At 56.1% G+C, this 16,252-nt stretch carries 10 protein-coding genes and 3 pseudogenes; 6 read left to right on the plus strand and 7 right to left on the minus strand.

Annotation, left to right across the window (positions count from 1 at the left end):
* Positions 1 to 492 precede the first annotated feature (492 nt).
* Together P0D96_RS33395 and P0D96_RS33400 are read left to right on the plus strand one after the other, a co-directional pair.
* Positions 493 to 1,095 (plus strand): hypothetical protein, encoded by a 603-nt coding sequence (locus tag P0D96_RS33395; RefSeq protein ID WP_408317858.1) that lies wholly within the window; start codon positions 493 to 495, stop codon positions 1,093 to 1,095.
* Positions 1,096 to 1,384: 289 nt separating this feature from the next.
* A complete protein-coding gene (locus tag P0D96_RS33400) occupies positions 1,385 to 1,972 on the plus strand; it encodes a hypothetical protein (RefSeq protein ID WP_408317860.1) in 588 nt (195 codons plus the stop codon).
* 746 nt (positions 1,973 to 2,718) lie between these two features.
* On the opposite strand, the gene P0D96_RS33405 is transcribed toward P0D96_RS33400, so the two are convergent.
* Both P0D96_RS33405 and P0D96_RS33410 read right to left on the minus strand, forming a co-directional pair.
* Positions 2,719 to 3,303, minus strand: a complete 585-nt coding sequence (locus tag P0D96_RS33405) for a hypothetical protein (protein WP_408317862.1) — start codon at positions 3,301 to 3,303, stop codon at positions 2,719 to 2,721.
* A 254-nt stretch (positions 3,304 to 3,557) separates the two neighbouring features.
* Positions 3,558 to 4,220 carry a hypothetical protein gene (locus tag P0D96_RS33410; RefSeq protein ID WP_408317864.1) on the minus strand — a complete coding sequence of 221 codons (663 nt, stop codon included), beginning with the start codon at positions 4,218 to 4,220 and terminating at the stop codon, positions 3,558 to 3,560.
* 601 nt (positions 4,221 to 4,821) lie between these two features.
* Between P0D96_RS33410 and P0D96_RS33415 the strand changes: the two genes are divergently transcribed.
* The 3 genes from P0D96_RS33415 (at position 4,822) to P0D96_RS33425 (ending at position 7,934) form a co-directional block, all read left to right on the plus strand.
* A complete protein-coding gene (locus P0D96_RS33415; protein ID WP_408317866.1) occupies positions 4,822 to 5,379 on the plus strand; it encodes a hypothetical protein in 558 nt (185 codons plus the stop codon).
* A 1,742-nt stretch (positions 5,380 to 7,121) separates the two neighbouring features.
* Positions 7,122 to 7,427: a DUF3892 domain-containing protein gene (locus P0D96_RS33420; protein WP_408317868.1), complete on the plus strand. Its 306-nt coding sequence runs from the start codon at positions 7,122 to 7,124 to the stop codon at positions 7,425 to 7,427.
* A gap of 279 nt (positions 7,428 to 7,706) precedes the next feature.
* Complete coding sequence (locus tag P0D96_RS33425) at positions 7,707 to 7,934, plus strand: hypothetical protein (RefSeq protein WP_408317870.1); 228 nt, start codon at positions 7,707 to 7,709, stop codon at positions 7,932 to 7,934.
* A gap of 1,066 nt (positions 7,935 to 9,000) precedes the next feature.
* Here the strand turns inward: P0D96_RS33425 and hpnJ are convergent.
* Together hpnJ and P0D96_RS33435 are read right to left on the minus strand one after the other, a co-directional pair.
* Positions 9,001 to 10,342, minus strand: a pseudogene (gene hpnJ / locus P0D96_RS33430) (hopanoid biosynthesis associated radical SAM protein HpnJ); the annotation flags it as partial.
* 97 nt (positions 10,343 to 10,439) lie between these two features.
* Positions 10,440 to 10,661 (minus strand): annotated as a pseudogene (locus P0D96_RS33435) (glycosyltransferase); the annotation flags it as partial.
* Positions 10,662 to 11,988: 1,327 nt separating this feature from the next.
* Between P0D96_RS33435 and P0D96_RS33440 the strand changes: the two are divergent.
* Positions 11,989 to 12,093 (plus strand): annotated as a pseudogene (locus tag P0D96_RS33440) (peroxidase-related enzyme); the annotation flags it as partial.
* Between the two features lie 24 nt (positions 12,094 to 12,117).
* Here P0D96_RS33440 and P0D96_RS33445 read toward each other — a convergent pair.
* From P0D96_RS33445 to P0D96_RS33455, 3 genes are all read right to left on the minus strand, one after another.
* Complete coding sequence (locus tag P0D96_RS33445; protein WP_408317872.1) at positions 12,118 to 13,743, minus strand: hypothetical protein; 1,626 nt, start codon at positions 13,741 to 13,743, stop codon at positions 12,118 to 12,120.
* Positions 13,744 to 13,796: 53 nt separating this feature from the next.
* Positions 13,797 to 14,801, minus strand: coding sequence for a hypothetical protein (locus P0D96_RS33450; protein ID WP_408317874.1), 1,005 nt, complete (start codon positions 14,799 to 14,801; stop codon positions 13,797 to 13,799).
* A gap of 85 nt (positions 14,802 to 14,886) precedes the next feature.
* A complete protein-coding gene (locus P0D96_RS33455; RefSeq protein ID WP_408317876.1) occupies positions 14,887 to 15,852 on the minus strand; it encodes a hypothetical protein in 966 nt (321 codons plus the stop codon).
* Positions 15,853 to 16,252: the final 400 nt, after the last annotated feature.

A 16,252-nucleotide genomic window follows, 5' to 3' on the forward strand; every position in this document is an offset into this window, starting at 1 on the left:
CCTGTGGGTAGGCGCACTCGGCTCAACCAGTGCCTTGCCTCTCACACTTGCGCTAAGCAAAAGGCTTGAATGACGTTTGGTTGAGAATAATCGAACAGCACATTGCCTGATCTGTATTTTAAAGCAGATAGCCGCAGCCGCGTCTCGTCCCAAGTACGGTCCGTTTCTCGGCAACATACCCGCATCCCTCGCCTCGCGGACCCGCCGACGTACACGGCTCCAGCTGTAATACTGCAAATCAGCGAATCCAAGTTGCTTCAAACCCTGCAAGTAACTTTCGCTTAATTATTGATTTATCATAAAAATCATTAGACGATTAACTATTTATACCGACAAGCAGAGAATATTTTGCAAAACCCATTGTCGAATAGAAAATAACTCATTAATATGGTTTCCAACGCAACGGCGCGACGCGCTCTGTAGACGCCCCGCCTCCCACCCAGTCCTTACTTCGGCCTGAATATCAGCCGGGTTATTTTTATACGCATTGACATGTCAAATCATCGCTACAACAGTTCTCGCTCTGCCGCACTCGAATTCGACATTGAAGATTTTAATTCGCAGGCTCTACAGACAATCTGCGACGACGCAGATGCGCGCCCTGCTCTTTCTGCCTACGTTTTGGCAGCCGATGACGTACTTGAGAACGCGGCAAAAATCTCTGGCGAGAACATCGTCGCCATCCGACTTCGCGGCCACAACTCCAACGCGATTGACCACGAGAACCCGGATATCTACAGCCAAGTTCATCCTAGACCGGACGGTGCACGCATAGCGTGTCTTATGCTCGCCGGCGGCGCAGTGGCCCTTACGCATATGGCTCCGCACTGGGCTGACGTGAGCCTCTACGACACCCTTGACGTTCTCTGGATTTTCGATGATGAGTCGGTCGTGTCGCAGTATTACTTCTCTGACGACCTCAATGAAAGCATGATGGTCACAAACGGCATCGAAGACGACCACAATCCTTTGACCCAAGAGGAGGTAAAGGCATGGCAAAAGGTAGCGGCGGAGGCGAGCCACATCGGCGTTTTTGAAGTGGTCGACCTGACGACCCCCAAGACTTCTTTCCTGGAAATCGCTCCGGCAGCCTGACCTTGAGAATCGACATACGGATACGGGAGCTATCGGAAACTTCAGCGGCAGGACAAACCTCTCGATTCGCTCCTTTCGCAAATCGATGAAGTTTCTACTCTCTCGAGAGAATAGATGCGCCGGCCAACCTTTCGCTTCCCGCGTCGCCGCCCCTCGAAAAACCGCGTCTTATCAAACGTCCCCGTCGTGTACTTCGTATCCCGTCGTCGAGAACACTGACTACTAACAGCAAGGACATGTCACACGTGGACATGTCGAGCAGACAATTATCCTTGTGGAACATAGAAACGTGAACCAACCGTCTGAAATTCAACAGTCTGTAATCAACGACGTAGTTTCCTACCTGAAGCGTTGCGAAATTCCTGCTTACTTCATCAATCCTCGTCTGGTGCAGTTCGCGCTCGAGGCATCGTACAAGCCGCAACCCGTATTCTGGCGCGCGCTGGATCGCGCGACCGTTTTACGCGCACTGGAGAATCATGCTCCAGGCTTCAAAGACACTCTTTCTTTCGTTGAGGAAAATGCGTACGACATTCTTGTCGACCGGATTGACTTTATGCTTGAGCTCCGCCACCGAGACGAGATGAACGCAGAAATCCTGCTTGCAGTGCCTGCCGACAAACGGCAAGCGGTCTTCGCAAATCCACTTGAATATCTGGTCCTGCAACTTCGCTCTCGAGGCGAGGCTCGACTGGCTAAGGACGTGATTGCAGACAAAGAGAGGGGACCAGATGCTGCGCTTGAACTCGTGGAGGCGCAGCTTGCTGCAAAGGAAGGTCGTCCATTTATGACTGAGTTGATGCGGGAAGCTATAGTAACCAGCCACGCATTCATTATCGACCGGCCCTTCGATGTAGATGACAACGAGGATGATTAACGACACGGTATGAAGGTCGAGTTTTTCGGGCCCGTCGCGGATAAAACCAGACGGGCCACGCGACACATCACGTTCGCCGGACACTACGCATAAGCGTGGCATTGATAGTTGAAAGCGTTGTCGGCCTCTCCTCTCGTTCGCACTCGACAGGTGTCGGAGCGCTGCGTGGCGAATGACATACGGCGAGCGATCTCGACAATCGCAACGTCACATGGCCATGCGCCATCCGGGAAATTGATCACGCACTCATCGCCACTGGCAAACGCGCGGTCTGCGGCGGCGCAACGGCTGACGGGCATCGAAGAAAGACTGCATTGGCTACGTTTATCTCTCCCGACTCTATCGAGGCTTGGCTATGTCTTGCGACCATCTGCCAGTTTCACCTCGTCCTCTGCCAGCAGTCAAATCCAGGAGTCGATGGTCGACGATTGTTGGCAGCCTGTCTATTGGCTCAGAATGGCCGACTGGCCGTTTATGCCTGCAAGGCAAACTTGAATAAAACTTGGCTCTACATGTTTGCACAGCAATTTTTCCAACGCAAACAGGTTGACCCGAATGAACACAAGTAACAATCTAAATCAACCAGAGGCGCTCGAAGCCGCTCTCACGGCTGCCCTCGGTTTAATCGAGGATATGGACCGGTATTGGTGTACGACCGGGGAAATTCTACCCGTTGTCCCGGACGTCATTTTCTGGATGATGAAACACACGTCGCCCGAACTCGCGGACGCGGTCAGCAGTGGCGGTCAAAGGGAAACCTTGACGGATTTGCTTGCTGAGCACGCGACCCTTCGCGACACCGCCGAACAAAGGCGCGCGACTTGCTGCTCAAACGAAGGTGCGGACGCAATCGCCGCCGCCTGCATACCGCACCGTCTCACACTATGGTATCTGGCGGAAAGCGTATTGTCGGAGAGTGGCTCGAAGGTCACTCCGGCGCTGCGCAATGCCATCGCATCGAACCTGCAAATCGACGGGGAACGCAGCCAGAACTCGAACGATTGATGGGAAGCTAGCACGCCATGCTTGTTCCAGGTGCCAATCGCTTTCCACACGTCGGGCTCTGTCGGGTCCGCCAGCCAGTTCAGCAAGGCATCCTCAAGGCGCGGAGAGAACACAATCATCGGCATCAGCGGGCCAACCATCACGAAAGTATCGAATGCCGCGCGACGGGCGTTCACATACTGACCCGGGTCAAACTCGACCATCTGCTCAAGGACGGGCCCCCCGAGTCGTGCATCAGCCCCTCGGTACTCGCTTGCAGGTGCAATGATGCCTAGAGGGATGAGAGAATCCTGAACCGCGTGCTGCTTCTTTTCAATGTGTTCCATTGGAAAATCCTTTTTAAAATTGGCGCGACCATTCCTGCCGCGTTTTCGACGACCCGGCCCGCTTCCCGAGTCGCATCCTAAGATGCTCAGGTAGCAGATTCGTGTCTGAGTGTTCTGGTCGGCGCGCCGAGATCTGTTCGCTCGAGATTTTTGCGGCATCGAACCGCATGAGAACATCCTGAAACCCCGTCGGGAATCACTGTGGCCGCAGGCGTTAGCTCCGTGGACTCAACTATCCGAGGCGTCGGTACGTGTCAGATGTCGAGCGAAACACCTGGATCGCCAAGAGGCTGGACCATCAGCGCAGATACCCCATGCGACGCGAGCGCGTTTTTCAATCGCTTCGTGAGCAGCAAATTGACACGTGTGACTTTTAACGACACGCCTGGGATCACACTTTGGGCGCCTTCTTCGACAGCTTTACTGTTTATCAATTCGCGAGCTTTCGCCAGAAAATTTCCGTTCTTATGCCCTAACTCTCTCCGGTAACGGTCAAGGGCGCTGCTCGCCCCTGCGAGCGGCCAGGGGATGAAAGACATATCGCTAGGGTTTCCATCAGGGACGAACACAAACGCCGCCTGCTTTGTTCGCTGCATGTTGTCGATAGCCCGCCACACATCGTTGTCTGAAGCATCCGCAAGCCAGATGAACTGCATCCCGCCCATCTGCAGTCTCGCGGTGACAATCACGCAGTCGTCGAACTCCATCGCTCCCATGCGAAACGAGCCAGCGCCAGAACGATGGGCCTCGAATTGGGATAGATCCACGGTTGTCACGAACACAGGCGCCGCAGAGCGCAGACTCCTTGCGTCGTCAAGATGTGGCATGAAATCCCGTGCCGCCTTAAGCTCGCCGGCAGGCAAAAATGCATTACCTGCTGAGCTCGATGAGTTCAGTGTATCGTTCGATTTTTCCATTAACGTATAAAATTAAAATAGCCAATCATTAGGGTTGTCACATCTACAAACTGCGGCAGATCATAACCAGGTTATTCGATACAGGCAACATAGTATTTAAGCCAGTTTAAATATTTATACCAACGACTGGACCCCACAAAAGACAGCGAAGACAGGCGGAGCACTTCGCCACAAACGGTTGCCTGTTGGCCGTCTCCGCGCGCCGAGCATAAAATTTTTTTAAACATCAAATTGATAACCCTTATCAAATATGCCGATTCATCAGTGGGGGCCATATTCCTATGTTTTCAATTCCGGCACGCGATCCATATGACAAGCCACGTATAAAATAAATTTTCCCCCGCCCATTGAATTTCCAGGGACCATTCGTTAATCTGGATTTAAGGAAGCTAACTTTCAGACTGGTCGTGACAGTACCCAGCGATGGCTGATAAACGGCGCTGCACTTTCGCTGGGTCGAACGCTAGCCGATTGCCGGACGTCGAGATCGGACCGCCAGACGACGCGAACTCGAACTGAAACGAGCCGGATTGCTACACACATGTAGGTCGGCACCAAAGGTGCGCGGCTACAGGGCAAATCAACACAAGGATCTTACATTTTGACGACTCAAACGAACGCAGGAACACAGAATGACGCCGACGAATTGAGTCGGCCGAACCTCGAATTGCTGGCGGCAATCGCCGAGCATCGAGCTACTTCGGCCGGACATATTGCATACGTCATTCCGATGTCTGAACTGTGGGAGGACGCAGTGGACTCTGACGAGAAATGCATCGTCATTCCGTTGCCTGGCATTTCAGCCAGCGAAATCGACTACAAGGATGAGCGCCTGTACGCGGAGGTTCGCTATCGTCCCGATGGGACTGCGCTGGAATGCGTCATGATGGGCCGCGAACGTATCGCTCTGTCGGGCGTTGCAGTTCATTTGACTGCCGCCGAGCATCACGGCCGGCTGTATGTTCTGTGGAGCTTCGATGACATGTGGGCATTTTCCGACTATCGGTTCAATGGTGAGCTGGCGGAAGATATGTGGGTCGCGTCACGCGTCGCCGAGAGCCATTCGACGCCAGGCAGCCCTCGCCTCCAGTTGGTGGACTCCCGACGTGTTATCGATATTTCCGAGCACATCGTGGTCGAGATTCCGGCGAATAGCTAACAACGTTTCGTGACTAACCGCTCGGCGCGGGTCATCCGAAAGTTTTTGGGCGGCGTGTCGCTGCAAGGAAGCAGGGAAAACAGGCAATGATGCAAACGATCGAAGTTTTCGACTGATAAGCAAGGAACGCAGGATTTCGACGAGAATGACGTTCTCGAAGAGTTCATCGAACAGGTGCACCGCTGTGCAGCGGAACCCGGCTCGCCGCAAGTGTTTGTCGTACCGCTTCCGGAACTGTTCGGGATCTCAGCGGACGAGGCGGAGAAGTGCGTTGTCATCGTACTCAAGAACCTGTCGCCACGAGATAATCAAATCCAGTCTGAATATTTTTGCGTAGACGCTCAATCATGAGAAACGGAAACGGTGCGACATCTCTTCTTCTGGCAGAAGGTCGTGTCATCATCTCAGGCAATATTGTCTCTGAGGTATGGCCCGCAGACCACGACCGCCTCGTAGTTCTCTAGTTATTCAAGAGCTTCGAACGCACCCCAACGATGCCCATGATGATGCGGAGGTGAAAAAAACAGCGATGGTGTTCGACAGATTTCAGAATCTCGATGCTACCGAAGATAAACAGCTCAAAACTAGCTGACCAGGTGACTAGCGGAGGCTTTATGCCTCCGTTCTTTTTGCGCTATTGAACCGTTACGCGAGCACGAATGGCCCGCATCCGGCGCTGCCGTCCGATGGGAACTAGCGAGCGTCAATTGAAAAAATCACCTTATGCTTTGCCGATATCAACGCCAAGTGGCAATCGTTCCGTTGGTCGGACAAGGGACCTCCCACCGTTTTTTCTAACGTGCACAAATCTGTTCATGCAGCCGTCGCTACAGGGCAATCGGTTGTCCTTGCTGAGGGGTGCGGCGGTGTCGTCACGACGAAGGGCATCTTTCCCATTCCGGAGCGGCGAGCCAACCCCCGCGCACCACACCTCTGAACGGTGCATGAACGCCGCGCTAGGCGACCGCACGCGAATCCCGGCCTTTTTCTTGCAGGTAACAGCTCATCCTAGCGACGGACACCCCAAAGACGCATCCGTCGCGGCCGAGGCCTTAGATTACCCGTTATTTTTTCTTGGGATCGTGGATAGGGAGTGATGGATGCTTTGGTTTGGTTGGCGGATTCACGTGATGCCTTCTGTCATCTTTACCATCCTCGCGTTTCGGCTTCGGTCCAGGATTAATGTGGTTTGACATGCTTGCTTACCCCGTACTATGTCGGTGAAGGTTAAACATACGAATGTATTTCTTGGGCAGCCGCTATGCAGCGCAGCGCGTTCGCCCAGTCCACCACGACCCTCTATGCCAAAAAAGGCATCTGCACAAACGCGATACCACTGCGGCAAAACGTCACCACAAATGCGTCCCGCATATTTTGCTTACAAAGCACTGAATGACCGCGATAAGTCGAGTGCTTTATTAACGGGAAAAACAACCTGCCTGTGTGTCTTCAACAGCCCATCGAATCAGCCGGATGATGTTACGACAAGAAGAACATCCTCGTGTACCTCGGGACGTCAGCGATCGACTGCCCGGAACTCGCTTCTCGCCATTGTAAACCACCATGAAAAGTACACGGGGCAACCAGCATCGCGTTGAACATCTACTCCAGACGCCAGAATCCCTTATCGCAAGCGGGGCGTCCAACGTATCCGGCTACGAGTGCTCTTCATGCACCTGCGTTTCCCTAGACGAACTGCTAACGCGATACTAGACTAACAAAAACGACGGATGGGGACCAGCATGCCAAAGTGGGCCGATTACTTGATTTCTGGGGTTCAGTTTAACGCTCAGCACACTCACATTAATCACTTACGAATTGCTGTCGATAACGGTGATTCTGTAGGCCAGTCTAGTGAGCATAGCCGCCAAGATATCGTTGCTGCTATCAACAACGGCACCACCTTCCTCACGATTTACAGGAATTCCCAAGGCACCTGGGACAAGGGGAAGCAGGTCTACGTCATACGACTCAACGGCGTTGATTACCTCAAGACGGTAAACGACAACAAGCTCGTGGACAATCTTGATAACCTGCCCGAATTCTAAATACCAAGTTGACTTGTCCGAAACAACCCACGATAGCAACTGATGACGAGAAAAAAAATACCTCAATGCACGAAATTCGGTTGCTACGAAAGCCCTCACGCTGGAGGCTTGTGTGAGGCACACCACGAGGAAACTCTTGCCAAGCGGCGGTTACGCGACGACGCTCTCGATCTGCTACATAGATACAAGGTGGACGGCACGGTGTTAACAAAGCCTGAAATAAGAGACGAAAATTCGCGCCTAGAACACTGGTGGGATCGGGCATGCCGAGCGATAAACATGAATCGCGTCGACGACGTGCTGCAAGATGAGGCGGAGTTTGCCGTCGAGTGGTGCATCGCTATTGCAGCGAGCCTAGTTGAAGAGGAGCGCCTTTTCAGGCAAAGCATATTGCCTGATCCCATGTTAAAGATTTATCGGAACGATGTTTGGACGAGGTTCGACAATCTTGAAGCCGGATTGATGAGCAACGGTGTCCCGAGAGCTCCGGCGAGTTATCGCCGATAACTGCCACAGTTTTCCTCGTGCGCTGATTTACTTTATCTGCCCAGCAGAATCCTCGTGGCAACGAAATCGCTCAGTGGGAAGCAGAAACCGAATGGACGAAAGGAAACTCAAACGCTTTCTACGGGAATGGCGTCGCCTTGCTGTTCGCGATGCTACTGGACAAACATCTGGTCGGCCCGCGGCGATTAGTGCTGTCTTGCTCGCCTATTTCCTGGAGCGATTGAGTGTTGGTGCCTGCCCCGCCAAACACCGATGGTTCCGCGCTGGAAAGCTAAAAATGCGGGCGGCGAAGTTGTCTCGCTGAGAAGGCAACTGCAGTAATCTTCCGCACTTCTTCCGCGGCCCTCACTCATTGTTTACGGAAGGAAGGCCTCCCAGTACCTCATTGTAGGGCCCCATCCGCTGCAAAGCCTTCGTCATCTTGTCCAGCCTGCGCCTCTGTGCATGCGTGCTTTTTTCCTTGTAGGCAGGGACCGCCACCCGCTGTATCCGCCGGTGGACGTTTGACGTCAATCCAGTCCAGGCGGCCCGTGTGCAACAGGAGTTTGTTGTCCCTTTGTGAGCTGCGCAAACCGCACGCATTGCGGCTATCGGCTGGCACATAATTGACTCACAACAAGGATTCGCCACGGCTCGGGGCGACAGGAATATATGCGGAGTCTCGCCCACTTGCGAGTCGGGCACAGGAGCCCTGTCGGCAAGCTGCGCGGCAGACACATATGCGTGGGCACTCATTGATCGACAACGCCCCAATGAGTCACGCAGATACGCCATAGTTCGAGGCATTGAGACTATCAATTATCGCGATGAGCTTCACAGCCGTGGCGGCCTGTCTATTTGTTGGCATCGCAGTCGTCACGACCATCCCCGCCGCGGCCAGCACAGCATAAACGATACCGAGCGCGGCGCCCGTACCGCAGAGAAAGGCAAAGACCATGAGGATAAGGTGCTCCCTGTGAAGAGCACCCTCCATGGCGATCAGTCCACTTGCAAGCAGAAGACCGATCAGGCAGGCAAGCCACGCCAGGGACTTCATTGCCGGCATCACGCTTCGTGGGCGCGCAGGAAGCGTCTCGCGCAGAATTTCCCAGATCTTCGACGGCCGGAAATAGAAGCGCTTATAGAAGATTTCGAGCTGGTGGTAAATCTCGTCACGCGACAGATGCGGATAGCCGATCGCCGCGAGCTGCACGCCCGACTTGCTGACGAGGTTGATGACCTTGTTCTCTTCCAGCCAGCCGTTTTCGACCGCCTGGTTGTAGAGCGTCGTGCCGGGATAGGGAGCCGCGAGCGACACCTGAATCGTATGCGGATTGATTTCCGTCGCGTACTCGATGGTCTTCTGGATCGTGTCCTGCGTCTCGCCAGGCAGGCCGAGAATAAAGGTGCCGTGAATCTTGATGCCGAGCTTGCGGCAATCTTCGCTGAAGCGGCGCGCAATGTCGGTGCGCAGGCCCTTCTTGATGTTCAGCAGAATCTGGTCGTCGCCCGATTCATAGCCCACCAGCAGCAGGCGCAGGCCGTTTTCTTTCATGATCTGCAGCGTCGCGTACGGCACGTTCGCCTTCGCGTTGCACGACCACGTCACACCCAGTTTGCCGAGACCGCGGGCGATTTCCTCGACGCGCGGCTGAAGTCGGTGAAGGTGTCGTCGTCGAACATGATCTCCTTGACTTCAGGCATGTTGTCGCGAATCCACTTCACTTCTTCGAACACGTTCTCGGTCGAGCGTGTGCGGTAGCGATGCCCGCCCACCGTTTGTGGCCACAGGCAGAACGTGCATTTCGAACGGCAGCCGCGGCCCGTGTAAATCGACACGTACGGGTGCTTCAGATAGCCGATGAAATAGTTGTCGATCTTCAGATCGCGCTTGTAGACGGGCGCCACGAACGGCAGTTCGTCCATGTTCTCGAGGATCGGGCGCGCTTCGTATGCTCGATCGAACCGTCTGCCGCGCGATAGCTCAGACCTTTGATGCCGGCGAACGGTTTGCCCTCGGCAACTTCCTGGCAGGTGAAGTCGAATTCTTCACGGCAGACGAAATCGATCGCCTCGCTCGCGGTCAGCGAATTGTGCGGATCGACCGCGACCTTCGCGCCGACCATACCGATCAGCACCGAAGGCTTGCGCTTCTTCAGGTCTTCGGCGAACAGTGCGTCGGTGGGGAAAGACGGTGTGCTGGTGTGGATCACCACCAGGTCATATTGCTGTGCTATGTCGAGCGACGCTTCGACGGACAAGCCGTCGGCGGGGGCGTCGAGTACGCGGCTATCGGGCACGAGCGCGGCGGGCTGGGCGAGCCACGTCGGATACCAGAACGAGCGTACTTCACGCTTGGCCTGGTAGCGCGATCCCGCGCCGCCATCGAAACCGTCATACGATGGGGCCTGCAAAAACAGCGTTTTCATGTGTGCTCCAATAGTCTGCGTTGAATCCGATAGCTGATTGAATGAAAGAGACCGCACCCGCGGGAGTGCGCGTCGGCGCGTTGAATAAGAGGTGACTTCACCGGTCATCGGAAATCTCCATGACCGACGTGCGTCGCCGCGTCACGCGGTTGGCCACCGACATCCGCGCTCCGCGCCATACGACTTGCGATCCGAACAATGCGCCCAACCACTGCAGCGCAAGCAGCGTGTCGCGCAACGGCACGAGCGGCAAGTCACGCCAGAAGGTGCATGAATAGCGGGCGCTGCGGGCATGCAACAGGATGCGGGCGATAATTCCCGCAATCGTGCCGATCGAATCACCTTTGTCAATGACCTGACTCTCCTGGAAGTTCTCACCTCTGTGAAAGCATCGACCGTATCCCCGCGTTCAATCCTGGAAACACTCACCTCTTCTGGAGTTGACGCGCTCTCGGATCTGGACTCAATAGTCGCGATTCCTCGCGGCATAGTTTCGCAGTAAACTATGCCGTCACGGTAATGGAGTAACGCATGTCGCGCTACAGTGAACTCTCGAAGCAACTGGAAGAGTAGATCGTAGAATCGAAGAAGCAAAGCGCAATGAATACGGCCCGGCGCTCGACGAGGTGCGAGCGACCATTGCGGCATTCGGCTTTTCAGTGACCGAAGTCTTCGGGCACTCATACGGACGTGCGGCAAGATTGAAACGCGGAACGAAATCTGAAACAGGCAGCACAGGAGCACGACGCTCAAGATCGGTCAAGTCGGACAGTCCAGACCCAAGACAAACTCAAATTGAATTTACCTAAGGGGTTTAGTCGCGCAAACTAACGGTACACAATGGGTGTGTCTTCCATCATGGTCCTTGTCCTAGCGTCGGGATAATTTGTCTAGCGGCCAATTTCGACATCAGCGCGTGGGCACGCTCAACGGTCTTGTGATTCACAGGTTTCACGTTTTACGGAACCGTAACGTGCCGCTTGCCGCGACGGCCTCCGGGGCCACCACGCCTCAGGGCCTAGCAGTGGGAGTCTGGCACCGCCATGGCAAACAGGCGTCGAAGACGCCACCGCCGGCCGAAGGCCGGCAACTCTCGAATAACAGTTCTTCCGCCAAAGGCATAGCAAACATATCGAACGTAAAGTTTCTTTGATGAAGAGTTTTTGATATGAGTAGCTATCGAATTTATTCTGGCCAGCTGTGACTAACCGGACTGTGCGACGGGGCCTTACATCCCGTCGCCACTGGAAACTTACCTCTCCGGTTCGTAGGCCGTTGCTTCAGTAACAGCGACTACTGGCACCGGTGCAATTTCAGCGGCAGCGACTACGTTTTTTTGGCGGCGCCTTCCGTCCTGGTGCTTTTTTTGCTACGGCCTTTTTTTGCAGTGGGCGCATTGGTGGCTTTCTCAGCCGGCGCCTTCGTTGCGCTGGACTTCTTCGCAGTCGCTACGCTCTTTGTACCCGCCTTTTTCGGAACGACTTTCTTGACTGCACGGCATCAAGCGTTTCTCGAACGGATCGGCACCTGCGACCGTGAGGCCAAAGAGCGGGACCGAGCAGATTCGCGAGGCTCAGGACAATGCGATACACGAGCAGATTCGCGAGGATAGCCAATCGACGCTTTCGACGCGATGAGCTGATTGCATTGCCGCGTTTTTCGGCTTGTCGAATCGCATGGCCAATGTGATGTCGATACGGTCAAGTGACAACTTCTATTTGATGGGGCGGGTGCCGAAGGAAGCGGGGTAGCGAGGCCACACCGCGTGGCTTGCATTAGGGGTGGTCGGGGTCGGCTTGCTGTGTTTTGGTGGCGTTGGGATCGACGGCCGTGCTTTCGCCTGTGCCTGTGCCTGTGCCTGTGCCCGCGTCACCGACTCCGCCAGCTCCTCCACCTCCGTCACCAGCTCCGCCGCCTCCACCCCCGCCACCCTGCCCCGTCTTCAATACCGGCGGAAGATTATTCGCGGCATCGGTCGGCGTCTGCGCCTGAGCGTTGGGCACTTGCGTCTCCGGCACCTTGAAGCCGAGATAGATGCCGCTCGAGATACCCATCAGCATGAGCAGCTTGTCGCCGAACTCCGGCAACTCGAGATGTTCCCACATGTTGATGACGTAAATGATGCCTAGCGTCACCGTCCACACGAGGATCTGCCAGCGCCCGACCGTCGGTCCGCTCGCATCGGTGACGAGATCGGTGATGAAGCCATTCGATCTGACCGGCTCGACCAAGGCTTCATACTTGTCCCACAACTGCTGATACGTCATCGGAACGCTGGTGTCGAAGCCAGGGAAAATGGCCTTCGATATTATCGTGTCACCGGGTATGAGTGTAACGTTGGGGCGGCGCAACTGCTCACGCATTTCACGGCCCAGCAAGAGCCTACGAATGCCGTCCCTGAGCGGACGCGTCAGAGGCCTCCTGACTCCGGGATGGATGATGTCGTAAAGCAGTTCGACGTGCCAGCGCGACGTCAGGCCGAGCGCGCCAACAGCCTTCTCAATGTTGGCCGCCTCATTCTTCGTCTGATCGATCACAATGGACGTGAGGGCCGTCCCCGCCGAGATACCCATCAGCGTAAGTGACTCGCTGTTAAGCGTATCGGTCTGACCGACCAGCGCATACATGAAGCTGAACGCCCAGAAGGTCAGCACGAACCAGAACGCCATCTGGCATCGCCCGAGGCTGAACGGCAACTCCTCGACGCGCATCTGCGGGACGCCGCTATCGCGTCCCAGACCCAGCTGCACGCCGATGATGGTGCAGACAACGACGAACAGACCCAGGAGCAGCGCGCCGAGCATCACCAGACCGTTGAAGACGTGCAGGTTGATGGTCAACACCGTTACCTTCGGCTTGGCGGGATCACCGGATGCATTGGACGTCGCACTTGGCACGTGGCCGCCGCTTGCGGTCACATCTGGCGCGGAAGCCGACGAAGCCTCGCTTACGTCCGAGGCAGCCGGCGCGAGTGTCGACGAAGTGGTGGTGTTGACTGTCGCGGCCTTGTAGAAGGCAATCGTAAGCGGTTTCTTCGCCGACCTGACGATGACCCTCACCTCTTTCGTAGGCCATGTTGGCTCGCCCAGAATCGCTGCCCAATTCCTGCGATTGCTCCCCTCGACGTCCGCTGCGTCGCGCCACAGCGTGAACATGAGTTCGCGCTCATTTGGACCGGACGTGCATTGAACCAGTCCCGGCTTGTTGTTGACGATAAGATCGAAGTCGTCACACGTGACGGCGGTATCGCCATCCACCGTGACATGGATGGCTTCATTGAGCGCGGTCGCGTCGCTTTTGGCGGGCACCATAATGGTGGCGACCGTGGGAGGGGTCGCTTCCACAGCACGGCCCGGGAACAGAGAGATGCAAAGAAAGAGCAGACAGGCAAGATATTTCATGGCTCCCTCCGCCCGGGTGTTGTCGTGTCACTCGTGTCAATTGCGGCACGGTGTCAACGACTCAATTGAATAGTGCCTTGCTGCTGAAGCGCATTGAGAATTACGCCCGCGCCGCATTGCTGCGAGACGGCGTTCGGATCGAAATGTCCGTCCGACGAGAACTTGCCCTTCTTATAGAGATTGGAAAAGCTCCACAAATAAGGACTCGGCACGCCATGCGAACGATAGCCAAAGCCGTTGTACCGCTCGAAGCGATACAGGATGCGCGCGGTACTCCAGTCGTCCTGTCCAGCGAAGCCTTCGAAGACCAGCGCGTCGTTGGCACTTTCGACCCACGTAAAAGGCGGCAGGCCAGCGATGGGGCGCCCCGCCGGAACATGCGTCGTGCGCGCACTCAGCGGGTCACCATTGTGAAGATGCTCATTGAAGTTGAAGCCGCATTCGAGACCATGCAGGATGGCGATAAAGAACCAGGGAATGTGCAATCCGCCGCCGACGCCCTGGTAGACGCTCTGTGACCTCGTCATCTGGGCGATGTAGTATTTGACGTTGGCCGCGTGATCGGCGCCCCGCACGCAGGCATCGAAATACGCGAGATACTCACTTTGGAGGTCTTCGTACGAAGTCGAATTTTTCGGCGGTGCAGGAACTCCGGCAGGCGTTGGCGGTGCCGCCTGTATACCGAGCTTATCCTGCGCCGTCACGCCGGCCGCAGGAGGCGGTGGCTCCGGCGTCCGCGGCAATGCTTCGCTCGCGTGCATCGTGCTCTGCAGCGCTTGCAGGCGCTGCAGGATGGTTTGCAGGTCGGAAAGGTAAGTGTCGAAGGGTCCGAGACGAACGCTGCTGACCACACCCTGAAGTTCCTGGGTCGCCTGCGCAACATCGCTCGCGGCCTGCAGAAGACTCGCCTGATTGAGATCCTCGAGCATGCCGTTTAGCTCGTCTATTGTGTCGCTGATCTTGTCTTTTTCGGCGTTATCAGTGGTGTTGATGCGCCTTTTCATGAGCAACGCAAGCGCATCCACCATTGCGGCCTGCGCAACCTGAATGTTGGCCATATGCCCTCCTTCAACCCGTTCGTTAGTCGACAGACCGGTGATCTCCCACGACGCCCGACTTCGCGCGCGCCAAGGGACAAGCGCTTTACTGCGTCGTGGCCATCGTGCCGCCGGTTCGCAGTATGGAAAAAGCGCGTCTCGCCGCTTCCGCATCCGCCTTCAGTTCTCCGCTGCGCTCGGCGAGCGCGGCTAGCGTGATGGGATTCTCGGGAGACTCCGCCGCCTTGACGGTGAGATTCCACGCGTCCTGCAACTTGCCGAGCATGACGACGAAGTTCGATACCGTGACCCGATAGGCATCGATCTGCCTGAGGTCGGGCGCGGCAAGCGCGGGATCCGCTGCGACCTCCCTCGACCTGAGCCGCCCAGTCGATTCCTCGGTCAGCGTGTTGAACACGGCCGGCGTCGATGTCCTCAGCCCGCTGATGAGCGTGCTGACGCCGTCCTTGCCATCGATGATCGCGCGGCGCGCTTCCTCGGCATTCCTTGCTTCGGCCAGTTGAGTCACGATCGGCTTCAGCGCGGTCACAGCCGCGCCCAGAGGCAACGCGGTCCCGCTTACGATCGAAGCAAGCGCGCCGAAGTTGCCGACGAGCGTGTCGATCTGGCCTTGCGCCGCATCGATATTGGTGTTTTGCGTCAACGCCGACAACACGCCCGCGAAATCGCCTAGCAACTGCAACGCAGCGCGCAGGGATTTCGTCGCGGGCGGATCGCCGATGAGCGAGTAATACGCGGAGTCCGCCGGGCAAAATCCCTGCATGAAGCCGACCGAATTGCTCACGGGCATCCAGCGCACGAGGCACGCCGCGTCCGCGTCAGTCGCGCTCGTCTTCGAGCGCCTCACTGCCGCTCGCTGGCCCTGGCTGCGCTCGGCCGTCGCAAGGTCGTCGATGAGAGGTTGCCCCACGGTATCAACCGAGCTCACGGCTTGGGAGAAGTACTTCACCTGGTCCACAGGAGCCGTGCTGCAGGCAACCAGCGAGCACATAAAGCCGACCGTCGCCGCGCAGAACGCGCAGGGCCGGAAGAAGCGCCAGGTTACGATCATGAGCCCCTCCCATCGACTTGTTCTTCTCTTGCTCGTTTATTCGCAACCCAACATCTTTTTTTGCGATCCGTATCGAAAATCTCAGACGCCAACCGTCTGTCAAAGACCGAAGCGCCCGGATCGCGACGCCAGCTGCACAAGGTCACCCCCAAAGCAGCCTGAGCTAAACTCGCTGACATTCTAGATTTCGATCTCCGATCCGTAGCAAAACTAATTTATTCGTTTCGGAACACGGTTTGGCCGATGTCTTGATGCTCAGCCCAAGCGCCGGCAGCGCGCAACCCCAGTCACCATCCCCTATCGCCGCAACGCCTAATCAGGCGTCGTACTGGAAATCGCTTTCACCACCTCAGTGGTGAATCTAGGGTCGCCCACCTTGATATCTGCGGACAATCGCGCG

The sequence above is a fragment of the Paraburkholderia sp. RL17-347-BIC-D genome, assembly GCF_046027915.1.
Classification (GTDB): domain Bacteria; phylum Pseudomonadota; class Gammaproteobacteria; order Burkholderiales; family Burkholderiaceae; genus Paraburkholderia.